This is a genomic window from Nocardioides pelophilus, assembly GCF_014180685.1.
In the GTDB taxonomy this organism is placed as follows: Bacteria; Actinomycetota; Actinomycetes; order Propionibacteriales; family Nocardioidaceae; genus Nocardioides; species Nocardioides pelophilus.
Window position 1 is genome coordinate 1 of the sequence record NZ_JACEHF010000029.1, and the last position, 20,222, is coordinate 20,222.

Consider the following 20,222-nt stretch of genomic DNA (forward strand, 5'->3'; position numbering starts at 1 on the left):
GTCGCCCTCCCGGGGCACCGGCTGCCGGCGGCCCGCGCCGAGCTCCTCCTCCGGCTGGGCGACCACGCGGGCGCGCGCACGTCGTACGACACGGCGATCGCGCTGTGCGCCAACGACGCCGAGCGCGCTCATCTCGTGCGTCGCCGGGCTGCGCTCCCCGATCCGGGGTCGACCTGACCGGGCTGGACGCGATCAGCCCTGCGCGGCGCTCTGCATGATGTCGAGCCGCAGCTGCCGCAGCAGTCCGACCACCCCGGCCGGACCCTTGACCACGACGTCGGCGAGCGGCAGCAGAGCGCTCTGCTCCTGCGATGCGGAGCAGACGCGGAGGGCGGCCAGGCCCTGCTTGGCGAGGTCGGCGACCGCCTCGAACGCCTCGAGGTCGCCGAGGTCGTCGCCGGCGAAGAGGAAGCCGCGGGCGTCCAGCTCGGCGACGAGCCGCTCGACCACCATGCCCTTGTGGGCGCCGGGCGAGCGGACCTCGATCACGTTGCGGCCCGGCTCGATCACCATGCCGTGTCGGCCGGCCAGCGCCCGCAGCGGCGGCAGCAGCCGCTCGAAGGCGCCCTGCGGGTCGGGCAGCCGGCGGGTGTGGACCGCGACCGCGAGGCCCTTGTCCTCGACGTAGGCGTCGGACGCGTCGGCGAGGCGCAGGGTCCGGGGCAGGTCGCGCTCGAACGTCGCCAACCCGCGGGGCGGGCGCGGTCCGATGATCCGCCGGTGGCGCGAGGTCCACCGCTCGTTGCCGTACTGACCGAAGAGATAGAGCTCGCGGCCCGCGGCCTGGATCGCGTCCCCCACCTCCTCGAGCCCGCCGAGGTCCAGCGCCTGACGCGCGGGGCGGCCGGTGATCACGGCGATCGCCGCCACGTGCGGCGCGAGCTGGACCAGGACCTCGGCCGCATCGGGGTGGATGTGCGCGCGTGCCGGGTCGTCGACGATCGGCGAGAGGGTGCCGTCGAAGTCGAGCCCGACCACCGTACGGTCGGCTACCCGGACGAGGTCCGAGTAGCGATGCTCACCCTCCAACGACGAGAACTGCACGCGTCCAGCCAATCACGGAACGCGACGAACCGCGCCCGGCGGGATCAATCTCACTCCGATCCCGGGGAACGGGACCTGGTCCGGACCTACCCCAGCGCGCCGGTGAGGATCACGGTCAGGTTGGTGTCGCTCATGGCCGGATCGGCGGGCACGAGGCGCTGGATGCCCAGGTCGAGCGCGAGCTTCTGGGCGGCATCGCGTTGGCCGGGCGGGAAGTAGACCGTGGTCGCCGGGATGGTGCCGTACCAGTTGTCGGCCGCCACGGCCCGCCAGCCGATCTCCTGGACCCGGGTGAGGACCTCACCGGCGAGCCCCGCGGTGCTCGTGTTGTTGAAGACCACCACGCCGTGCTCGCTGCGGTCGACCGGCTTCTTGGTCTTCTTCGGCTCCTCCGGGGTCTCGCTCTCGGCCGGGTCGTCGGTGGTGCCGGCGGACGTCTCGTCGTCCTCGCCGTCGGTGGTCCCGGCCTGGTCGGTCTGGTCGGTCGTCTCGTCGGCAGAGGAGGACGACGTGGTGATCTCGCGCTCCTTGCGCTCCTCGCCGCGGGTGGCGACGAAGGCGACGGCCGCGACGACGACCGCGATGATGCTGAGCCAGACGACGGGCGACGGCAGTACGGCGCCCCGCTGGTCGCGGCTGCTCATGGGGTCAGACCTCGAAGCCCAGCCGGCGGGCGGACCGCTGCCGCTGCCGCTGGGAGCGCAACCGGCGGAGCCGCCGGACGAGCAGCGGGTCGGCGGCGAGCGCCTCCGGCCGGTCGATGAGGGCGTTGAGGACCTGGTAGTAGCGGGTGGCGCTCATGTCGAACTTCTCGCGGACCGCGGTCTCCTTGGCGCCGGCGTACTTCCACCACTGGCGCTCGAACTCCAGGATCTCTCCGTCGCGGTCGCTGAGCTCGCCCGCGGTCGTCCCCAGGGCTGCGGACGACTCAGCGGCCGGGATGCTCGGCTGCGGGTCCATGCTCTTCTCCCCCGATGTCGACAGTGGTCTGACTCCTACTGTAGACGTCGAATCACACCGATGTCATTCGGACCGCCGACGTGTTGCGACCAATCGGCTCAGGATCGCACCACTAAGGTGACTGACGTGCGCCACGACCTCGTGATCGTCGCCAACCGGCTCCCCGTCGACCGGGTCACCCTTCCGTCCGGCCGACAGGCCTGGCGAAAGTCGCCCGGCGGCTTGGTCGCGGCCATCGAGCCCGTCATGCGCACCCACGGCGGCGGGGTCTGGATCGGCTGGCCCGGCGGCGCCGGCCAGAAGCTGAAGCCGTTCGAGGACGAGGGGCTCTCGCTGGTCCCGATGTCGATGTCCCAGGACGAGATCGAGGGCCACTACGAGGGCTTCTCCAACGCGACCATCTGGCCGCTCTACCACGACGTCGTCGCCAAGCCGGCGTTCCACCGCGAGTGGTGGGACGAGTACGTCAACGTCAACCGCCGGTTCGCCGCGAAGGCCGCAGAGCTCGCCGCGAAGAACGGCACCGTCTGGGTCCACGACTACCAGCTGCAGCTGGTCCCGCAGATGCTGCGCGACCTCCGCCCCGACCTCCGGATCGGGTTCTACCTCCACATCCCGTTCCCGCCGGCCGAGCTGTTCCAGCAGCTGCCCTGGCGGCGGCAGATCCTCGAAGGCCTGCTCGGCGCCGACCTGATCGGTTTCCAGCTGCCCGAGGCCGCGGCCAACTTCGTCCGGCTGGTCCGGCAGCGGGTCGGCCATAAGACGCACCGCGACCTGGTCTACCTCCCTGACGGCCGCACGGTCCGGGCCGCCGCGTTCCCGATCTCGATCGACTCCGCCGGCTTCGAGGAGCTCGCCCGCTCGCCCGAGGTCGTGGAGCGGGCGAAGGCGCTGCGGGAGGCGCTCGGCAACCCGCGCCGGATCTTCCTCGGGATCGACCGGCTCGACTACACCAAGGGCATCTACGCCCGTCTCCGCGCGTTCAGCGAGCTCATGCACGAGGGCCACTTCGACGTCGAGGACGCGGTCTTCGTCCAGGTCGCCGTGCCGTCCCGCGAGCAGGTCGAGGAGTACCGCATCCTGCGCGACGACATCGAGCGCCTGGTCGGCCGGATCAACGGCGACCTCGGCCGGATCGGGCGCCCGGCCATCAGCTACCTCCACACCTCCTACCCCCGCGAGGAGATGGCCGCGCTCTACCGCGCCGCCGACATCATGGTGGTCACGCCGTACCGCGACGGCATGAACCTGGTCTGCAAGGAGTACGTCGCCTGCCGGGTCGAGGACGACGGCGCGCTCGTGCTCTCGGAGTTCGCCGGAGCCGCCGAGGAGCTGAAGCAGGCCTGGCTGGTGAACCCCTACGACATCAACGGCATGAAGTCCGCGCTCCTCGAGGCCTACCAGGCCGACCAGAAGGAGGTCGGGCGACGGATGCGGGCGATGCGCAGGACCATCAGGCAGCACGACGTGAAGGCCTGGGCGGCCAGCTTCATGACCCAGCTCGAGGACGTCGGCGTCCACACGAAGAACCCCCATCCGGCCACCAAGTCCTGACCAGAACCGGGCCAGACCATGACCGGGCCCTGACCGGCAGCGGCACCGTGCCCTGGACGGCCCTGCGGAAGCCACCTCCGGAGAGGTAACTTTCGCCCATGGATCTGATCCCGAAGCCTGATCAGGTCGTGTCCGCGGCCAGCAACGTGGCGCACAAGATGCTCTACGGCGGCCTCGCCGACCTGCGCCCGATGCCGCGCACCCTGATCGATGACGGGACCCTCCGCGAGGTCTACCACTACCGCCCGTCCGGCACCGTCAAGGAGACCGGCGACCCGGTGCTCCTGGTGACACCGCTCGCGGCGCCGGCGATCTGCTACGACCTGCGCCGGGGCTGCTCGCTGGTGGAGCACTTCGTGACCGGGGGGCGGCCGACGTACCTCGTGGAGTACGGCGAGGTCTCGTTCCGCGACCGCAACCTCGGCATGGAGCACTGGATCGACGAGGTGGTGCCGACCGCCATCCGGGAGGTCTCCGCCCACGCCGGCGGCCGTCCGGTGCACGTGATCGGCTGGAGCCTGGGCGGCATCTTCTCGCTGCTCGCGGCCGCCGACCAGCCTGACCTGCCGATCGCGTCGCTGACCGCGGTCGGCTCGCCGATCGACGTGTCGCTCGTGCCGCTGGTCGCGCCGCTGCGGCCGCTGCTCAACTGGTTCAACGGCAAGGGCCCGATCACCAAGGGCTACCAGCTGCTCGGCGGTGCGCCGAAGCCGGTGGTGAAGTGGGCGTTCCAGCTGTCGTCGTTCCAGAAGATGGTGACCAAGCCGCTCGCGCTGGCCAGCCACATCGACGACACCGAGTTCCTCGCCCAGATCGAGGCGGTCGACCGGTTCACGGACAACATGATCGCCTACCCCGGCCGCACGTTCGGGCAGCTCTACCACCGGTTCGCGAAGGGCAACCAGCTCGCAGGGGGAGAGTTCGACCTCGACGACCGCACCATCCGGTTGGCCGACATCAAGGTGCCGGTGCTGGTCTTCGGCGGATCGACCGACGGCATCGCCCCGGTCCCCGCGGTCAAGGCCGTCTCCGCGCTGCTGACCGGGTCGCCCGAGGTGCGCTTCGAGATCGTGCCCGGCGGACACCTCGGCATGCTCACCGGCCGGGCCGCGCGCAACACCACGTGGGTGGTGATGGACGAGTGGATCACCCAGTGGTCGACCGAGGCCAAGGAGCCGGCCCAGGAGCCGGCCAGGAAGCCGGCCGCGAAGGCCGCCGGCGGTGCGACCGCGATCGGCACCAACCGCTCCCGCCGCCACTCCTCGGCCGCTTCCCGCGCCCTCAAGAAGTAGCCGCGTCCTGGCTCCGCGGCGGGGCGGCCGCGATCCCGCGCCTAGTCAATTCTGACTAGAGGGACGGACCGCCTGCCCGATCCGCGAGGGGGCACCGGACTTCTACTGTTGGTTTCACCGACGCGGGCTTCGAGGAAACTCTGGAGGGAGCCCACCAGTGCTGGCGCTTCTTGCGCTGCACGGTGGTCCAGCAAACTCCCTCGAGGCCCGCGTCGGAGCTAGCCACATGGCGGCGCCCCTGGGAGGGAGAGGGGCGCCGTTAGTGGTTTTTCGGGCCGGGAAGGGTCGTCAGGCCACGAGGTCCTGGTAGTCGGGGTGCTTGCCGATCCAGCCCTTGATGAACGGACAGGTCGCGATCACGCGGAGGCCGTCGTCACGGGTCGCGTCGAGGGCACCACGGGCGAGCTTGCCGCCGATGCCCTGCCCCTCGAACTCGTCCTTGACCACGGTGTGCACGAAGTCGCGCACACCGTCGCCGGCGCGGTACTCGGCGAAGCCGGCCAGCCGACCGTCCGCGGTGTGGATCTCGAACCGGCTGCGTTCGGGGTTGTTCGTCACCTGGGTGTCGCTCATGGAGCGAGCCTAGGTGCAGGGAACAATGGCGCCGTGAGCGCGCTCGCGGGACTCGTCGACAAGGGACTGATGGCGCCGGACTGGGCGGAGGCGCTGGCGCCGGTCGACGACCGGGTCGCCGCGATGGGCGAGTTCCTCCGCGCAGAGCTGGCCGCGGGCCGGTCCTACCTGCCGGCCGGCGACCACGTCTTCCGTGCGTTCCGCCGACCGCTCGCCGACATACGGGTGCTGATCGTCGGCCAGGACCCCTACCCGACGCCCGGTCATCCGATCGGCCTCTGCTTCGCGGTCGACGCCCACGTCCGGCCGATCCCGCGCAGCCTCACCAACATCTACCAGGAGCTCGCCAACGACGTCGGCGTCACGCCGCCGCCGCACGGCGACCTGACGGCATGGACCGAGCAGGGCGTGATGCTGCTCAACCGCGTGCTCACCGTGCAGCCCGGCCAGCCCGCGTCGCACCGCGGCAAGGGTTGGGAGCACGTCACGGCGTGCGCGATCGACGCCGTCGTACGGCGGGCGCAGGGCGGTGCGCCGATCGCGGCCATCCTGTGGGGGCGGGACGCGGGGACGCTCAAGCCGCACCTCGGCCCGATCCCGTGGGTGGAGTCCGCGCACCCGTCTCCCCTGTCGGCGAGCCGCGGGTTCTTCGGGTCCCGCCCGTTCAGCCGGGTCAACCAGCTGCTGGTCGAACGCGGTGGACAGCCGGTCGACTGGGCGCTTCCGACGGAATAAAGTTGAAGTCTCAACTATTGAGGTAGTCATGACCGCAGGAACCGAGACCACCAGCGAGCGGATGCCGGCCCTCTACATCGGGCACGGCGCGCCGCCGCTGCTCGACGACCCGATCTGGTCCGGCCAGCTCGCGGCCTGGGCCGCGGACCTCCCGCGCCCCAAGGCCATCCTCATCGTGAGCGCGCACTGGGAGTCGGCCCCGGTCTCCCTCAGCGCCAGCGGCGCCGAGCTGGTCTACGACTTCGGCGGGTTCGACCCGAAGTACTACCGGATGACCTACCGCACCCCCGACGCCACGGCGTTCGCCGAGCGGATCGCCAAGCTGATGCCGGACACCGAGCCGGTGCACCAGCACACCTCGCGCGGCCTCGACCACGGCGCCTGGGTGCCGCTCAAGATCATGTACCCCGACGCGGACATCCCGGTGCTGCAGATGTCGCTGCCGACCCACGACCCCGAACGGCTGCTCAAGCTGGGCGAGCGGCTCCGACCGCTCCGCGACGAGGGCGTGCTCATCATCGGCTCCGGCTTCCTCACCCACGGGCTGCCGTTCCTCAAGGAGTTCCGGATCGAGGCGGCCGTCCCGCAGTGGTCCGCCGACTTCGACCAGTGGGCAGCCGAGGCCATGGCGCGCGGCGACGTGGACGAGCTGGCGTCGTACCTCGCGAAGGCGCCGGGGATGCCCTACGCCCACCCGACCGTCGAGCACTACAGCCCGCTGTTCGTCACGCTCGGCACCGCGACCGACCCGGCCGCAGCCGGCACCCAGGTCATCGACGGCTTCTGGATGGGCCTGTCGAAGCGCTCGCTCCAGGTTGCCTGAGCGCGCCGAGATCAAGGATCAGGCTTTGCGCCTCATACGCGCATTCTCCGCACGCAACCGTTCGACCTCTGCCTCGAGCTCGAGCACCCGGGCGATGCCGGCGAGGTTGAGGCCCTCGGCGAGCAGGTCGCGGATCCGGTGGAGCCGCTGGATGTCGGCGCGGCTGTAGAGACGGGAACCTCCCGCGCTCCGCGCGGGTGCGACCAGGCCACGGCGCTCGTAGACCCGCAGGTTCTGGATCTCCATCGAGACCAGGTCGGCTGCGACCGAGATCGCGTAGACGCCCCGCACCTGCTCAGCGGCCATCGGTTCCACCTCCATCCGGCTTGACTCTATCGGAACAGATAATCTATAACCAGCGTTATAGGTCTTAGAGGCGTCGGACCACGGTCCGACCGACACGAAGGAGGAACCATGTTGCTGCGAACCACCGACCCGTTCCGTGACTTCGACCGCTTGGCCGGCCAGCTGCTCGGCACCGCATCCGGCACCACCAACCGGCCCGCGGTCATGCCGATGGACGCTTGGCGCGAGGGTGACCGCTTCGTCATCGAGTTCGACCTGCCCGGCGTGAAGCGCGACAGCATCGACATCGACGTCGAGCGCAACGTGCTGACCGTGCGGGCCGAGCGCATCGCCGGCAACGGCGACTGGCAGCGGCTCGCGTCCGAGCGCACCCACGGGCAGTTCAGCCGCCAGCTGGTGCTGGGCGACAACCTCGACCTCGAGCGGATCGAGGCGGGCTACGAGGGCGGCGTGCTGCGGCTCGTCGTACCCGTCGCCGAGCGCGCGAAGCCGCGCAAGATCGAGATCGCCGGCACCGCGCCGACGGCCGAGGCCCACGCGATCGAGGCCTGAGCGCGCTTCGGACCCGGCCGACGCGCTCGGCCGGGTCCGACCCTCAGCGCACCCGGAGTCGTCGCATCAGCTTCAGCGAGCTGAGCATCTGCTTGACGTAGGCGTCGTAGTCCTGACCCGGGCGCGCACCCAGCACCTGCTTCTTCAGGACCGCGACGTTCTTGACGTCGGTGTACTTGAGCAGACCCTGGTCGCCGTGCCGGGCGCCGACGCCGGAGTTCTTGACTCCGCCCGAGGGCGTGCCCTTCGAGGCGTACGCCGTGGCGAGCGCGTCGTTGATGTTGACGTTGCCGGACTCGATCCGTGCGGCGATCTCCTCGGCGCGGGCGATGTCGCCGCCCCACACCGACGCGTTGAGGCCGTACTCCGTGTCGTTCGCGAGCTTCACCGCCTCGTCGACGGTCCGGTAGCGGTAGAGGCCGACGACCGGGCCGAAGGTCTCCGTCCTCCCGGCGAGCATGTCCTTGGTGACCCCCTCGAGCACGGTCGGCTCGAAGAAGGCCGGACCGATGTCGGGTCGCGCCCGGCCGCCGGTGAGGACGGTCGCGCCCTTGGCGACGGCGTCCTCGACGTGCGAGGCGACGCGGTCGCGGTGGTCGGGCGAGACCAGGCTGCCGATGTCGGGACCGAAGTCGTACGCCGCCCCGATCGTGAGGCTGGCGGCCCGCTTCACGAAGGCGTCGCGCAGCTCGTCGTACCGGCTCTCGGGGAGGTAGATCCGCTCGATGTGCATGCAGATCTGGCCGGTGTTGCCGAACGCGCCGAAGACCGCGGACTCGACCCACTCGTCGACAGCCTCGTCGTCGAGGTCGTCGAGCACGATCATCGGGTTCTTGCCGCCGAGCTCGAGGCAGCAGCCGATCAGGTTGCGCCCGGCGCGCTCGCCGATGACCCGTCCGGTCGCGGTGGATCCGGTGAACATGATGTAGTCGGCGTTGTCGATGAGGGTGGGGCCGATGTCAGGACCCTCGCCGCACACGACCTGGAAGAGCCCTTTCGGCAGGCCTGCCTCCTCGAGCAGGCTGATGCCGAACAGCGGGCTGAGCGCCGTCTTGTTGTCCGGCTTCACGACCACCGCGTTGCCGGCGATCAGCGCCGGGATCGCGTCGGACAGGCCGGTGGCGAACGGGAAGTTCCAGGGGGCGATGATCCCGACCACGCCCTTGGGCACGTGCACCTCGGTGGAGGTGGAGAGGAACGGGACCGGTCCACCGCGCTTCTTCGACGCGAGCACCTTCGGTGCGCGCTTGAGGTAGTGGCTGATGATCATCGGCGGGTCGCAGGTCTCCTCGACCGCCATCCGCCGGTTCTTGCCGCTCTCCGCCTGGAGCAGGTCGGTCGTGGTGAGCGCGTTGTCGATGAGCAGCGTGTGCGCCCGCTCGAAGACCTCGAGTCGCTTCTTCAACGGCCACTGCGCCCACAGCCGCTGGGCGACGCGGGCCTCGTGGAACGCCCGCTCGATGTCCTCGGGCGTCGACTGCGGCAGCTCGACGAGCACCTCGCCGGTGTAGACCTCGGTGAGCTTCCAGGTCGCGCCCGTCGATCCGGGGACGCGAGCGACGAGGCGCTCGAGGAAGTCGTCGGTGAGTCCGACTGGACGGGTCGGCGTCGTCACCCCTGCTCTCCCAGGATGATCTCGGCGGCCTTCTCGCCGATCATGTAGCACGGCGCGTTGGTGTTGCCGCCGGTGATCGACGGCATGATCGAGGCGTCCGCGACCCGCAGGCCCTCGATGCCGCGCACCTTCAGGTCGGGCCCGACCACGGCCCGCTCGTCGACGCCCATCCGGCAGGTGCCGACGCCGTGGTAGACCGAGGTGGAGCGCATCTTGAGAGCCTCGCGGAGCTCGGTGCCCTTGAGCGCCGGACCCGGGTGGATCTCCTCCTTGACCGTGCCGCCGAACGCGGCGCTGGCCATGATCTCGCGGATCATCTCGGTGCCCTCGGCGAGCACCTCGATGTCGTCCTTCTCGCGGAAGAACCCGTAGTCGATGAGCGGCGCGGCCAGCGGCTCGGAAGAAGCGAGACGGATCGTGCCGCGGCTGCGCGGGTAGATCAGGGTCGAGAAGACACTCATGCTCGGCCGGGGATCGACCTGGTGCCGGATCGGAGCGTCCTGGTTGGGGGTCGGGTACGACCACGGCAGCATGTGCAGCTGCAGGTCCGGCGGACCGTCGCCGGCGAACGACGTGCGCACGAAGCCGACCGACTCGAAGACCGAGTTGGCGAGGAACGAGCCGCCCCTGACCTTCTCCTTGATCAGGCCCTTGCCGAAGTAGATGGGCGTGCCCCGGTGGGTGACCGTCGGGACGTGGAACGTCAGAGGATGGAACAGGTGGTCGTGCAGGTTGTCGCCCACCGGGAGCTCCGCGAGGCAGTCGATGCCGACTGCTGCGAGGTGGTCGGCGTGCCCGATCCCGGAGAGCATGAGCAGCTGCGGGCTTCCGATGAAGCCGGCGGAGACGATGACCTCCTTGCCGGCGCGGATCAGCCGCCGGGTGGTGGCCACGGTGCCGGTCTTGTCGAGGTCGGCGACCTCGACACCGACGGCCCGGCCGTTCTCGATCACGATCTTCGTGGCCTGCACCCGCGTCTGCACCTCGAGCGTCGGGGGCGCGAGGTGGTGCACGTAGCCGCGCGCGGAGGAGTAGCGCAGTCCGTTCGCAGCGTTCTGCTGCATCCGGGCGATGCCCTCCTGCTCGGCGGCGTTGTAGTCGTCGAGGATCTTGACGCCGAGGGTGTCGGCGGTGGCCTGGATGAACTGCGCGGTGGCGTCCTGCGGGGTCTTGCAGCGCGTGATCTTGATCGGTCCGCCCGCGCCGCGGTACTCGTTCTCGCCGTCCTCGAAGTCCTCGTAGCGCTTGAACGCCGGGTTGACCTCGTCGGCACTCCAGCCGGTGTTGCCCTCGGCCGCCCAGGAGTCGTAGTTGGCGCGGTTGCCGCGCACGTAGACCATGCCGTTGACCGAGCTCGAGCCGCCGAGCACCTTGCCGCGCGGGGTCGGCATCTTCCGGCCGTCGAGGCCCTCCTGCGGCACCGAGTAGAAGCCCCAGTCGTTGAGCTTCTTGATCTTCGGCTCCGCGTGCATCGGGCCGATCATCCCGGGGATCTTGGTGAGCATCTGCTCGTCCGACTTGCCGGCCTCCAGCATGATGACGCTGGCCCCCGACTCGGCCAGCCGGGCCGCGACGATCGATCCGGAGCTCCCGGACCCGACAACGACGTAGTCGGCTTCGTTGCTGCGCGGCTCCCTGCGCTTGGCCATGTGTGTCCCCTTCGACGAACGGCGGTCGGACAACTGTAACGCGTTCTAGTTTGTCGACGAAAGGGTTTCATATTCGCCGCCGTCGCCGCTGGTTGAGGTGTGAGCGACGCGAGCCTCGAAACCAAGGCGATGATGGTCGGGTGAAGGTGCTGTCCATCCAGTCCTCGGTGGCGTACGGGCACGTCGGCAACTCCGCCGCGGTCTTCCCGCTCCAGCGGCTCGGGCACGAGGTGTGGCCGGTGCTGACCGTGCACTTCTCCAACCACACCGGGTACGGCGACTGGCGCGGACCGCTGCTCGCGCCCGCGGACGTGCGCGAGGTGATCGTTGGCCTCGCCGACCGCGGCGTCCTCGGTACGGCGGACGCGGTGCTGTCCGGCTACCTGGGAGACCCCGCCATGGGCCACGTCGTCCTCGACGCGGTCGCCCAGGTCAAGGAGCTCAGCCCCGGCGCGGTCTACTGCTGCGACCCCGTCATCGGCGACGTGGGGCGCGGCATCTTCGTGCGACCCGGGATCCCGGAGTTCCTCCGCGACGAGGTCGTGCCGCGCGCCGACATCCTGACGCCCAACCAGTTCGAGCTCGACTTCCTGACCGGACGCACCACGACCTCGCCGGAGGAGGTGGTGGCCGCGGCCGACCAGCTGCGGGAGCGCGGACCGCGCCACGTGCTGGTCACCTCGGTGCGCTACCCGGGGGTCGACGACACCCTCGACGTGGTCGCGGTGTCCGACGAGGGCGCCTGGTCGGTCACCACTCCCCTGCTGCCGATCACCCCCAGCGGCGGTGGCGACCTGACGGCCGCGCTCTATCTCGCGCACCTGCTGGACACGGGCTCGCCCGCGATCGCCGCGGAGCGCACGACCAGCTCGGTGTTCGCCGTACTCGAGGCGACGCTGGCGGCCGGCGCCCGGGAGCTCCAGATCGTCGCCGCCCAGGACGCCATCGCTCATCCGCCCGCTCGGTTCGCAGCCCGCCGGCTTCGCTGACTACGATTGCCGCGCGCCTCGCTGAGGCGATCCGCCGGTGTAGCTCAGTTGGTAGAGCGTCTCTCTTGTAAAGAGAATGTCGCGGGTTCGATTCCTGTCACCGGCTCCAACTTCAATGACACTTGAAGGTTGCACGGACTCCAGCCACGATGGGCCGCATGACCCTGCTGACCATCGGACAGCTCGCCGAGCGCGCGGGGGTGGCGACCAGCGCGATCCGGTTCTACGAGGAGAGGGGCCTGGTGCACTCGACGCGCACCACGGGCAACCAGCGTCGCTACGAGCAGTCGACGCTTCGCCGCGTCGCGTTCATCAAGGCGGCGCAGCGGGTCGGGCTGAGCCTCGAGGAGACGGCGGAGGCACTGTCGACGCTGCCCGACAACCGGACACCGACGAAGGCCGACTGGCACCGGATCAGCAGGGACTGGAAGCCTCGCCTCGAGGAGCAGGTCCGCAGGATCCGGCTGCTCCAGCAGCGGCTCGACAGCTGCATCGGGTGCGGCTGCCTCAGCATGAAGAGCTGCGCGCTCATGAACCCGGGAGACGTCGCCGGCGAGCACGGCGGCAAGGGCGCCGTGCTGCTGGAGCCGTGAGGCAGCGGCGGCGACGGCGTAGGGTCCGACCATGGCGCTGCACGTCGTCGCCAGCCGGGTCGGGCCGGCTTCCTCGATCGACCAGAAGACGGCCCTGCTCCAGCTGCCCTGGGCGACTCCCCTGGCCGAGTGGCCCGAGGAGTACGTCGTGCCGCTGCCGCGCGGGCTGTCCCGGCACGTGGTGCGGATCGTGCGGGCCGGCCGCCAGACGCTGGCGGTGAAGGAGACGGAGCCGGACATCGCGCTGCGCGAGTACCGGCTCCTGCGTGACCTGCGCCGGATGGATCTCCCGACCGTGGTGCCGATGGCCGTCGTCACCGGCCGCGTCGACGCGGACGGCGAGGAGCTCCCGGCCGCGCTCGTCACCGAGCACCTCCAGTTCTCGCTGCCCTACCGCAGCCTGTTCCGGCACGGGCTCGGTGCCGAGAACCTGCCGGAGCTCGTCGACGCGCTCGTCGTACTCCTCGTGCGGCTGCACCTCACCGACTTCTACTGGGGCGACGTCTCCCTCTCCAACGTGCTCTTCCGCCGCAGCGCGGGTGGGTTCGCGGCCTACCTGGTCGACGCCGAGACCGGTGAGCTGAAGGAGAGCCTCGCCCCCCGGATGCGTGAGTACGACCTCACCGTCGCCGGAGAGAACGTCTTCGCCGAGCTGCTCGACCTCCAGGCCGGCGAGGAGCTCGATCCCGACGTGCGGGCGCACGAGATCGTCGACCTGCTGGCGGAGCGCTACGACGCGTTGTGGCGGGAGCTGACCGAGGCCGAGGAGTTCGGGACCGCCGAGATGTGGCGGATCGAGCAGCGCATCGAACGGCTCAACGAGCTCGGGTTCGACGTCGACGAGCTCGACATCGTGACCGACCTCGGCGGCGACACGGTGCGGATCCAGCCGAAGGTCGTCGAGGCGGGCCACCACTGCCGCGAGCTCCAGGCGCTGACCGGACTCGGGGTCGAGGACGCCCAGGCCCGGCGGCTCCTCAACGACCTCGCGGCCTTCACCGCGCACCACGACCTCGGCCGTGAGGACCGGGCGATCGTCGCCAACCAGTGGCTCACCACGGTCTACGACCCGCTCGTCGCGATGCTGCCGGCGGAGCACCGCGCCAAGCTCGAGCCTCCCGAGTTCTTCCACGAGGTGCTCGTGCACCGCTGGTTCCTGTCGGAGCGGGCCGGCCACGAGGTCGACATCTTCGAGTCCGCCGCCGACTACATCGCCAACGTGCTCCCCGAGCGACCCGATGAGTTGGTGACCGCGGACTAGTCTCACCGTTCGTGGACCTGCCCGTGATGCCGCCCGTCCAGCCCATGCTCGCCAAGGCGGTGAAGGGCGTGCCCGACCCGGCGGACTTCGACCCCGACGGCACCTACGGCGGGCTCGGCCTGAGCTTCGAGCCGAAGTGGGACGGCTTCCGCTGCCTGCTGTTCAAGGACGGCGACGAGGTCGAGCTGACCAGCCGCAACACCAAGCCGCTCACCCGCTACTTCCCCGAGCTGGTCGTCGCCGCCCGCGACCAGCTGCCCGCCCGGTGCGTGCTCGACGGCGAGATCTTCGTGGCGCTCAGCAAGGACGGCGCGAAGCGACGTCTGGAGTTCGAGGTGCTGCAGGAGCGGATCCACCCGGCCAAGAGCCGGATCGACATGCTCGCCGAGAAGACACCGGCCAGCTTCGTCGCGTTCGACCTGCTCGCGCTCGACGACACGTCGTACGTCGACCGGCCGTTCGCCGAGCGTCGCGCCGCCCTCGAGCAGGCGCTCGCCGGGCTCGGCGCCGAGGGCCCGTGCCACCTGACCCGCACCAGCCGCGACCCGGCGGTGGCGGAGCGCTGGTTCCACCAGTTCGAGGGTGCCGGCCTGGACGGCGTGGTGGCGAAGCCGATGGGTGCGCCGTACCAGCCGAACGCCCGCACCATGCTCAAGATCAAGCACGAGCGCACCGCTGACGTCGTGGTCGCCGGGATGCGCGAGCACAAGACCAGCACGCCCGAGCGACCGCTCCTCGGTAGCCTGCTGCTCGGCCTGTACGACGACGGCGAGCTGCAGCACGTCGGCGTCAGCGCCAGCTTCACGGAGGCACGCCGGGCCGAGCTGTGGCAGGAGATGCAGGCGCTCGTCGTCCCGATCGAGGAGCACCCGTGGGGGCGCTGGCAGGAGTTCCTGGTGGCCAACCCCGGCCGCCAGCCGGGCACGCAGAGCCGCTGGAGCCAGGGCAAGGACCTGTCGTTCACCCCGCTGCGCCCCGAGCGCGTGCTCGAGGTCAAGTACGACGCCATGGAGGGGCGCCGTTTCCGGCACACCGCCCACTTCAAGCGCTGGCGCGACGATCGCGACCCGGAGTCGTGCGGCTACGACCAGCTCGAGCAGCCGGTCTCCTACGACCTCTCCGACGTCCTCGGCGGCCCGGCTGCAGGTTGAGGTGCGTCGAGCGCAGCGCGGAGCCTCGAAACCAAGGCCCCGTGGGTGTAAACCTTGTACATGGAGAACGCACCTGAGAGGTACGACGTCGTCCTCCTCGTCGAGCAGCCCCTGACCGCCGCCGATGCGGCCCAGGTGCGCTCGTTGCACGAGGACTTCGACGCCCATGTCGTCTATCACGTGCTGCTGCCGCTGGTGGACGCAGCGGCCGCGGTGGAGGCCTCGCTCGGTGCGATCGGAGGGGCCGATCTGCTGGCGCCGCCGATGACCCCCAGCCCCGACGACCTGGCGGCGCTCCGCGAGGAGCAGCGCGACCAGGCCGACCAGGACCTCGACGTGACGACCGGTTGCCTGCGCGGAGCAGGAGCGGAGGTGGGCAGCGCGGCGGTCGTCACCGACCCGCCGGTCGACGCGCTCGCCGCCAAGGTCGCGGAGGTCGACGGACGCGAGGCGATCGTCCTCACCCGGCCGCACATCGTCGCCGAGTTCTTCCACGTCGACTGGACGTCCCGCGCCCGCCGCAAGCTCGGCGTGCCCGTCCTGCACCTCCTCGAGCACGAGACCTTCGACGAGCAGGCCGGCGGTGGTGAAGGCATCACCGGCGTCTGAGCCCGGTTCGCCGCGGGCACCTCGTAACGGTCGGGAGCCGACGATCGTTGGTGGTGCATGACGGCCCGCCACACGCTCGACCTGCGGCTCTTCGAGATGCTCGCCGCGAGCAGCCTCACGGCCGCGGAGTCCGACCTCGCGGTCGACCTCTGCGAGGAGGTCGTCGCGATGATGCCGGACCTGGACGTCAGCCACCGCGGCCGCGCAGCCCGGTGCGCTGCGCAGCTGATGCTCGACGAGTCCGTCCCCAGCCTCGACCGGGCCCTGCGCGACGACCTCGCCCGGCTGTGCGAGCTCGCGGTCGTCCGGGGGCTCTGAGCAGCAGCCGGCGTCAGCCGCCGAGCTCGACCACAATGTCGAGGTGCCCGGCGTGCCGGGCGTACTCGGCGAGCACGTGGAAGCAGATCCACTCCAGCGTCGGCGGGTCCGACGAGAAGCGACCGCCGGTCGAGCCGACCGTGTCCAACGGGTACGACGCCAGCACCTCCCGGGTGCGCGCACCGTTCGCCCCCACCCGGTCGGCGATCGCGGCAGCCGTCACACCGTCCGGCACCCGCCACCGCCCGTCGACGCCGTCGGCCCACGGCTCCGCGACGTCCCAGTCGCCCCACGGATCGGCGACGGGTTCGCCGAGGAAGCCCCAGACGAACCAGCGCTGCTCCATGTGGAGCACGTGGTTCAGCAGCTCGAGCGGGGTCCAGGCGGATGGCACCTGCGCCAGGCGCTGCTGGTCCGGGGTGAGGCCGAGCACGCCGCGGATCAGCTCGCTGCGCACCCAGTCGAGGTAGTCGGCCCAGCGCTCGGCACCGACCGGACCGGTCTTCGGCGGCTCCTCGCTGTTGCGCGCCATCCGGTTGTCCTCGCTCACCGCTCTGGTCCGATCCAGTTGCCGTCGGCGTCCCAGTGCTCGGCGACCTTCTTGCTCGGCTGCACCCGCGGCGGCTCGCCGGGCATCTTCGGGTAGTCGGGCGGGAAGTTCAGCTCGCCGCCGGGCAGCTCGTCCCACAGCCGCAGCAGCGGCTCGAGCGAGAACGCGTCGTCGTCGATGGTCGCCCACGGGTCGCCGTCGGCCACCCGGTCGGGCACGGTGAACAGGTTGAACTCCCGCGGGTCGGTGAGATCGGCCAGCTCGTCCCAGGTCACGGGCGTCGACACCGGAGCCCCGGGGATCGGGCGCAGCGAGTAGGCCGAAGCGATGGTCCGGTCGCGGTTGTTCTGGTTGAAGTCGACGAAGATCCGCTCGCCCCGTTCCTCCTTCCACCACGCGGTGGTCACGCCGCCGTCGCGGCGCTCCAGCTCGCGCCCGAAGCCGATCGCCGCGTGCCGGACCTCCTCGAACGACCAGAGCGGCTCGATCCGCACGTAGATGTGGATGCCGCGGTTGCCCGACGTCTTCGGGTAGCCGCGGAGGCCGAGCTCCTCGAGCACCTCCCGGGCGACCCCGGCGACCCGGACGGCATCGGCGAAGGTGGTGCCGGGTTGCGGGTCGAGGTCGATCCTCAGCTCGTCGGGCCGGTCGACGTCGGCCCGGCGGACCGGCCACGGGTGGAAGGTCAACGCGCCCATCTGGGCGCACCACACCGGCACCGCGATCTCGGTCGGGCAGATCTCCTGGGCGGTGCGCCCGGACGGGAACGTGATCTCCACCGACTCGAGGTAGTCGGGCGCCCCCTTCGGCACCCGCTTCTGGTAGAACGCCTCGGCGTCCTTGTCCCACGGACCGGTGGCGAGCTGGAAGCCTTCGCGTACGCCGTTCGGCCACCGCTCCAGCGCGGTCGGCCGGTCCCGCAGCGCCCGCATCAGACCATCGGCCACGCTGACGACGTACTCGGCCACCATCACCTTGGTGACCTCCGGCGTCCGTTCGGTGGCCTCGTAGATCACCCGGTCGGGGCTGGAGATGCGCACCGCGCGGTCGCCCGCCTGGACCTCGACGGCAGCGGTCTTCGCCATGCCGACGACCCTAACCGCCGGCACGGACCGGCACCGACCGGCGCTCAGCGACGGAAGTCGGCGACCACCTTGAAGTCGGCCCGCTTGGTGAGGGTGGTGCCGCCCGGGATGTCGTTCTCGTTGGCCCGGGTCACGAACTGGACGAACACGTCGTAACGACCGGGCACGACGTTGAAGACCAGGTGGCCGTGGGCGTTCGGGCGGATCCGGTCGACGACCACGACACCCTCGCGGGACACGAAGATCTGCTCGATCTGGCCGGCGTTGCCGCGGTCCCAGTCGATCCGGACCCGGCCGTTGCGCCGGACCCGGAAGTCGGCGCTGGTCTGCGTGTCCGCGAGCACCCCGAAGCCGCAGTCGAAGGCGGCGACGTCGTTGACCCGCACCAGGTGCTCGGCGGTCAGGATCAACCTGTCGAGGGCACCTCCGCTGGCGTTGGCCTTGGCCGAGGAGGTGTTCTCGATCCGGCCGCGGGCGGAGACACTCGTCGCCGACGACACGAAGTTGCGGGCCACGCTCGACGTGCGCCGCGGGCCGTCCGAGCTGAACTCCTTGTTCTCGTTGACGGGACCGCGATCGACCACGCAGTCCGATCCCTCGGCGACCCGGCCGTAGCCGAACGCGCCGACGTTCCCGTCCACGGGCGCGGCGGAGGCCGGCGCGGCAGGCAGCAGCAGGGCGGTGACAGTAGCGGTGGCGAGCGTGGTGGCGACGAGCGCGCGGCGGAACGAGATCGGGTTCATGGCGGACACGCTAGGCCGATTCGTCGTACGGCGGATCAGGGTTGCCCCTTTTAGTGACCGGTCAGTCGTGACCGGTTCAGGCCTCGTCGACGGGTGGTTCCTGAGGAGGTTGCGCAGCAACCGTCTCGATGGGCTCGAGCGTCAGGCTGATCGAGTTGATGCAGTACCGGTCGCCGGTCGGCGTGCCGTAGCCGTCGGGAAAGACGTGGCCGAGGTGCGAGCCGCAGTTGGAGCACCGGACCTCGGTGCGCTTCATGCCGTGCGAGGTGTCGTCGATGTACTCGATCGTGTCGCTGATCGGCTGGTAGAAGCTGGGCCAGCCGCACCCGGAGTGGAACTTGGTGTCGGACTCGAAGAGCTTCGCCTGGCACGCCTTGCAGCGGTAGATGCCCTTGGTCTCGGTGTCGGTGTACTCGCCCTTGAAGGCGCGCTCGGTGCCGGCCTGGCGGAGCACGGCGTACTCCTCCGGAGTGAGCTCTGCCTTCCACTCCTCGTCGGTCTTCTCCACGTTGTAGGTCATGCGATCGAGGCTACCCACGCGCGCCACGGCTCACGCCGGCGTCAGGTAAAGAATCAGGGCAGCCGGTCGACCAGGTCGGCGATCTCCACCCGGGCGCCGGTGTAGAACGGCACCTCCTCGCGCACGTGGCGGCGGGTCTCGGACCCGCGCAGGTGACGCATCAGGTCGACGATGCGGGTCAGGTCGTCGGCCTCGAAGGCGAGGATCCACTCGTAGTCGCCGAGCGCGAACGACGGCACCGTGTTGGCCCGGACGTCGGCGTAGTCGCGCCCCATCTGGCCGTGCTCGGCCAGCAGCCGGCGGCGCTCGGTCTCGTCGAGGAGGTACCACTCGTAGGAGCGGACGAACGGGTAGACCGCGACGTAGGCGTGCGCGCGCTCGTCGGCGAGGAAGGCCGGCAGGTGGCTGCGGTTGAACTCCGCCGGTCGGTGCAGCGCCATCTGCGACCAGACCGGGGCCAGCCGGCTGCCGAACGCCGTCCGACGCAACCGGTGGTATGCCTGCTGCAGCTGGTCGCTGGTGGCGGCGTGCCACCAGACCATCAGGTCGGCATCGGCGCGGAGCCCGGCGACGTCGTAGATGCCGCGGACGACCACGTCGTCAGCGGCGAGGTCGGCGAGCAGCGCCTCGACCTCGGCCGCCTCGCTCTTGCGGGCGACGTCGTCGGGGCCGATCGGGCGCTCGAGCTTGAAGACCGACCACATNCGACGTCGTCGGTGCCGATCGGGCGCTCGAGCTTGAAGACCGACCACATCGTGAAGCGGATCGTGTCGTTGAGCTCGTTGATCTTGGCGGCGTTGGACTTGACGTCGGCCTGCGGGTCGCTCATGCCTCCATTGTGCCGGGGGCAGAAACCTCGGCAGCAGCCCGGTGGGCCGAGGCGATGCAGGCGGCGATGCCGACGCCGTCGTAAGCCGCTCCGCAGACCGCGAGGCCGGGGACCGCGGCGACGGCGGCGCGGATCCGGGCGACCTTGTCGAGGTGGCCGACGGCGTACTGCGGGAGTCCCCCGCCCCAGCGCTGCACGGTCGCGTCGACCGGCGTCGCGGTCAGGCCGGTCGCGGTCTCGAGGTCGGCCAGGGAGATCCGGACGAGGTCCTCGTCGGGGACCTGGAGGGACTCCTCCTCGCCCTGCCTCCCGAGCGAGGTGCGGAAGATCAGCAGGTCCCCGTCGGCTCCGGCCGCGCGGACCCAGTCCCACTTCGCGAAGGAGAAGGTCGCCGCCTTCACGGCGTGGCCGTCGACGGGCGGGACCAGGAAGCCCGAGGCGCCGACGTCGACCGCCGGGGCGGGGGCGGGC

General features: G+C 70.5%; 24 protein-coding genes and 1 tRNA gene. 12 read left to right on the forward strand and 13 right to left on the reverse strand.

Annotation, left to right across the window (positions count from 1 at the left end; translation table 11 throughout):
* Nucleotides 1–192 precede the first annotated feature (192 nt).
* From H0488_RS07890 to H0488_RS07900, 3 genes are all read right to left on the reverse strand, one after another.
* Nucleotides 193–1,044 (reverse strand): trehalose-phosphatase, encoded by an 852-nt coding sequence (locus H0488_RS07890; protein ID WP_183098740.1) that lies wholly within the window; start codon nt 1,042–1,044, stop codon nt 193–195.
* Between the two features lie 86 nt (nt 1,045–1,130).
* Nucleotides 1,131–1,688, reverse strand: a complete 558-nt coding sequence (locus H0488_RS07895; protein WP_183098741.1) for a LytR C-terminal domain-containing protein — start codon at nt 1,686–1,688, stop codon at nt 1,131–1,133.
* Nucleotides 1,689–1,692: 4 nt separating this feature from the next.
* Entirely contained in the window at nt 1,693–2,004 is a 312-nt protein-coding gene (locus H0488_RS07900) for a DUF3263 domain-containing protein (protein WP_183098742.1), read from the reverse strand.
* Nucleotides 2,005–2,121: 117 nt separating this feature from the next.
* Here H0488_RS07900 and H0488_RS07905 point away from each other — a divergent pair, with 117 nt between their 5' ends.
* A complete protein-coding gene (locus H0488_RS07905) occupies nt 2,122–3,558 on the forward strand; it encodes an alpha,alpha-trehalose-phosphate synthase (UDP-forming) (RefSeq protein ID WP_312856249.1) in 1,437 nt (478 codons plus the stop codon).
* Nucleotides 3,559–3,656: 98 nt separating this feature from the next.
* Entirely contained in the window at nt 3,657–4,850 is a 1,194-nt protein-coding gene (locus tag H0488_RS07910) for an alpha/beta fold hydrolase (RefSeq protein WP_220794322.1), read from the forward strand.
* Nucleotides 4,851–5,138: 288 nt separating this feature from the next.
* On the opposite strand, the gene H0488_RS07915 is transcribed toward H0488_RS07910, so the two are convergent.
* A complete protein-coding gene (locus H0488_RS07915) occupies nt 5,139–5,423 on the reverse strand; it encodes a GNAT family N-acetyltransferase (protein ID WP_183098744.1) in 285 nt (94 codons plus the stop codon).
* A 69-nt stretch (nt 5,424–5,492) separates the two neighbouring features.
* Here H0488_RS07915 and H0488_RS07920 point away from each other — a divergent pair, with 69 nt between their 5' ends.
* Nucleotides 5,493–6,158, forward strand: a complete 666-nt coding sequence (locus tag H0488_RS07920) for a uracil-DNA glycosylase (RefSeq protein ID WP_183098767.1) — start codon at nt 5,493–5,495, stop codon at nt 6,156–6,158.
* Between the two features lie 28 nt (nt 6,159–6,186).
* Nucleotides 6,187–6,981 (forward strand): dioxygenase family protein, encoded by a 795-nt coding sequence (locus H0488_RS07925; protein ID WP_183098745.1) that lies wholly within the window; start codon nt 6,187–6,189, stop codon nt 6,979–6,981.
* An 18-nt stretch (nt 6,982–6,999) separates the two neighbouring features.
* Here H0488_RS07925 and H0488_RS07930 read toward each other — a convergent pair whose 3' ends face one another.
* Complete coding sequence (locus tag H0488_RS07930) at nt 7,000–7,287, reverse strand: MerR family transcriptional regulator (protein WP_183098768.1); 288 nt, start codon at nt 7,285–7,287, stop codon at nt 7,000–7,002.
* A gap of 108 nt (nt 7,288–7,395) precedes the next feature.
* Between H0488_RS07930 and H0488_RS07935 the strand changes: the two genes are divergently transcribed.
* Nucleotides 7,396–7,839: an Hsp20/alpha crystallin family protein gene (locus H0488_RS07935; RefSeq protein WP_183098746.1), complete on the forward strand. Its 444-nt coding sequence runs from the start codon at nt 7,396–7,398 to the stop codon at nt 7,837–7,839.
* 43 nt (nt 7,840–7,882) lie between these two features.
* Here the strand turns inward: H0488_RS07935 and H0488_RS07940 are convergent, their stop codons facing one another.
* Nucleotides 7,883–9,454, reverse strand: coding sequence for a succinic semialdehyde dehydrogenase (locus tag H0488_RS07940; protein WP_183098747.1), 1,572 nt, complete (start codon nt 9,452–9,454; stop codon nt 7,883–7,885).
* Nucleotides 9,451–11,103, reverse strand: a complete 1,653-nt coding sequence (locus H0488_RS07945) for a GMC family oxidoreductase (RefSeq protein ID WP_183098748.1) — start codon at nt 11,101–11,103, stop codon at nt 9,451–9,453. Before H0488_RS07945 ends, H0488_RS07940 begins: the two co-directional genes overlap by 4 nt.
* Nucleotides 11,104–11,243: 140 nt before the next feature.
* Here H0488_RS07945 and pdxY point away from each other — a divergent pair, with 140 nt between their 5' ends.
* The 7 genes from pdxY to H0488_RS07980 all read left to right on the forward strand — a co-directional run bounded on the left by pdxY (nt 11,244) and on the right by H0488_RS07980 (nt 16,024).
* Nucleotides 11,244–12,092: a pyridoxal kinase PdxY gene (pdxY, locus tag H0488_RS07950; protein ID WP_183098749.1), complete on the forward strand. Its 849-nt coding sequence runs from the start codon at nt 11,244–11,246 to the stop codon at nt 12,090–12,092.
* A gap of 33 nt (nt 12,093–12,125) precedes the next feature.
* A tRNA-Thr gene (locus H0488_RS07955) sits at nt 12,126–12,201 on the forward strand.
* A gap of 49 nt (nt 12,202–12,250) precedes the next feature.
* The gene (soxR, locus tag H0488_RS07960; protein WP_183098750.1) at nt 12,251–12,685 is read left to right on the forward strand and encodes a redox-sensitive transcriptional activator SoxR; all 435 of its coding nucleotides are present in this window, start codon (nt 12,251–12,253) and stop codon (nt 12,683–12,685) included.
* Nucleotides 12,686–12,716: 31 nt separating this feature from the next.
* On the forward strand, nt 12,717–13,946 hold the full coding sequence (locus H0488_RS07965) for a DUF4032 domain-containing protein (protein WP_183098751.1): 1,230 nt from the start codon (nt 12,717–12,719) through the stop codon (nt 13,944–13,946).
* Nucleotides 13,947–13,957: 11 nt separating this feature from the next.
* Nucleotides 13,958–15,097: an ATP-dependent DNA ligase gene (locus tag H0488_RS07970; protein ID WP_183098752.1), complete on the forward strand. Its 1,140-nt coding sequence runs from the start codon at nt 13,958–13,960 to the stop codon at nt 15,095–15,097.
* A 60-nt stretch (nt 15,098–15,157) separates the two neighbouring features.
* Nucleotides 15,158–15,706: a hypothetical protein gene (locus tag H0488_RS07975; protein ID WP_183098753.1), complete on the forward strand. Its 549-nt coding sequence runs from the start codon at nt 15,158–15,160 to the stop codon at nt 15,704–15,706.
* A 57-nt stretch (nt 15,707–15,763) separates the two neighbouring features.
* On the forward strand, nt 15,764–16,024 hold the full coding sequence (locus H0488_RS07980; RefSeq protein WP_183098754.1) for a hypothetical protein: 261 nt from the start codon (nt 15,764–15,766) through the stop codon (nt 16,022–16,024).
* Nucleotides 16,025–16,037: 13 nt separating this feature from the next.
* Here H0488_RS07980 and H0488_RS07985 read toward each other — a convergent pair whose 3' ends face one another.
* From H0488_RS07985 to H0488_RS23980, 6 genes are all read right to left on the reverse strand, one after another.
* Nucleotides 16,038–16,574, reverse strand: coding sequence for a mycothiol transferase (locus tag H0488_RS07985; RefSeq protein ID WP_312856250.1), 537 nt, complete (start codon nt 16,572–16,574; stop codon nt 16,038–16,040).
* Nucleotides 16,571–17,659 (reverse strand): DNA polymerase domain-containing protein, encoded by a 1,089-nt coding sequence (locus H0488_RS07990; RefSeq protein ID WP_183098755.1) that lies wholly within the window; start codon nt 17,657–17,659, stop codon nt 16,571–16,573. Before H0488_RS07990 ends, H0488_RS07985 begins: the two co-directional genes overlap by 4 nt.
* A gap of 44 nt (nt 17,660–17,703) precedes the next feature.
* Nucleotides 17,704–18,402: a hypothetical protein gene (locus H0488_RS07995; protein ID WP_183098756.1), complete on the reverse strand. Its 699-nt coding sequence runs from the start codon at nt 18,400–18,402 to the stop codon at nt 17,704–17,706.
* A gap of 76 nt (nt 18,403–18,478) precedes the next feature.
* Nucleotides 18,479–18,922 (reverse strand): peptide-methionine (R)-S-oxide reductase MsrB, encoded by a 444-nt coding sequence (msrB, locus tag H0488_RS08000; RefSeq protein WP_183098757.1) that lies wholly within the window; start codon nt 18,920–18,922, stop codon nt 18,479–18,481.
* A 53-nt stretch (nt 18,923–18,975) separates the two neighbouring features.
* Nucleotides 18,976–19,626, reverse strand: coding sequence for a hydrogen peroxide-dependent heme synthase (hemQ, locus tag H0488_RS08005; RefSeq protein WP_246371615.1), 651 nt, complete (start codon nt 19,624–19,626; stop codon nt 18,976–18,978).
* 121 nt (nt 19,627–19,747) lie between these two features.
* Nucleotides 19,748–20,222: protoporphyrinogen/coproporphyrinogen oxidase (locus H0488_RS23980; RefSeq protein ID WP_376768459.1), on the reverse strand; the 475-nt coding region annotated here is incomplete at its 5' end.

Coding starts and splice junctions, on each gene's coding strand:
- H0488_RS07895 (WP_183098741.1), bottom strand. CDS start 1,688: ATGAGCAGCCGCGACCAGCGGGGCGCCGTACTGCCGTCGCCCGTCGTC.
- H0488_RS07900 (WP_183098742.1), bottom strand. CDS start 2,004: ATGGACCCGCAGCCGAGCATCCCGGCCGCTGAGTCGTCCGCAGCCCTG.
- H0488_RS07910 (WP_220794322.1), top strand. CDS start 3,657: ATGGATCTGATCCCGAAGCCTGATCAGGTCGTGTCCGCGGCCAGCAAC.
- H0488_RS07915 (WP_183098744.1), bottom strand. CDS start 5,423: ATGAGCGACACCCAGGTGACGAACAACCCCGAACGCAGCCGGTTCGAG.
- H0488_RS07920 (WP_183098767.1), top strand. CDS start 5,493: ATGGCGCCGGACTGGGCGGAGGCGCTGGCGCCGGTCGACGACCGGGTC.
- H0488_RS07925 (WP_183098745.1), top strand. CDS start 6,187: ATGACCGCAGGAACCGAGACCACCAGCGAGCGGATGCCGGCCCTCTAC.
- H0488_RS07930 (WP_183098768.1), bottom strand. CDS start 7,287: ATGGCCGCTGAGCAGGTGCGGGGCGTCTACGCGATCTCGGTCGCAGCC.
- H0488_RS07935 (WP_183098746.1), top strand. CDS start 7,396: ATGTTGCTGCGAACCACCGACCCGTTCCGTGACTTCGACCGCTTGGCC.
- H0488_RS07945 (WP_183098748.1), bottom strand. CDS start 11,103: ATGGCCAAGCGCAGGGAGCCGCGCAGCAACGAAGCCGACTACGTCGTT.
- soxR (WP_183098750.1), top strand. CDS start 12,251: ATGACCCTGCTGACCATCGGACAGCTCGCCGAGCGCGCGGGGGTGGCG.
- H0488_RS07965 (WP_183098751.1), top strand. CDS start 12,717: ATGGCGCTGCACGTCGTCGCCAGCCGGGTCGGGCCGGCTTCCTCGATC.
- H0488_RS07975 (WP_183098753.1), top strand. CDS start 15,158: ATGGAGAACGCACCTGAGAGGTACGACGTCGTCCTCCTCGTCGAGCAG.
- H0488_RS07980 (WP_183098754.1), top strand. CDS start 15,764: ATGACGGCCCGCCACACGCTCGACCTGCGGCTCTTCGAGATGCTCGCC.
- H0488_RS07990 (WP_183098755.1), bottom strand. CDS start 17,659: ATGGCGAAGACCGCTGCCGTCGAGGTCCAGGCGGGCGACCGCGCGGTG.
- H0488_RS07995 (WP_183098756.1), bottom strand. CDS start 18,402: ATGAACCCGATCTCGTTCCGCCGCGCGCTCGTCGCCACCACGCTCGCC.
- msrB (WP_183098757.1), bottom strand. CDS start 18,922: ATGACCTACAACGTGGAGAAGACCGACGAGGAGTGGAAGGCAGAGCTC.
- hemQ (WP_246371615.1), bottom strand. CDS start 19,626: ATGTGGTCGGTCTTCAAGCTCGAGCGCCCGATCGGCCCCGACGACGTC.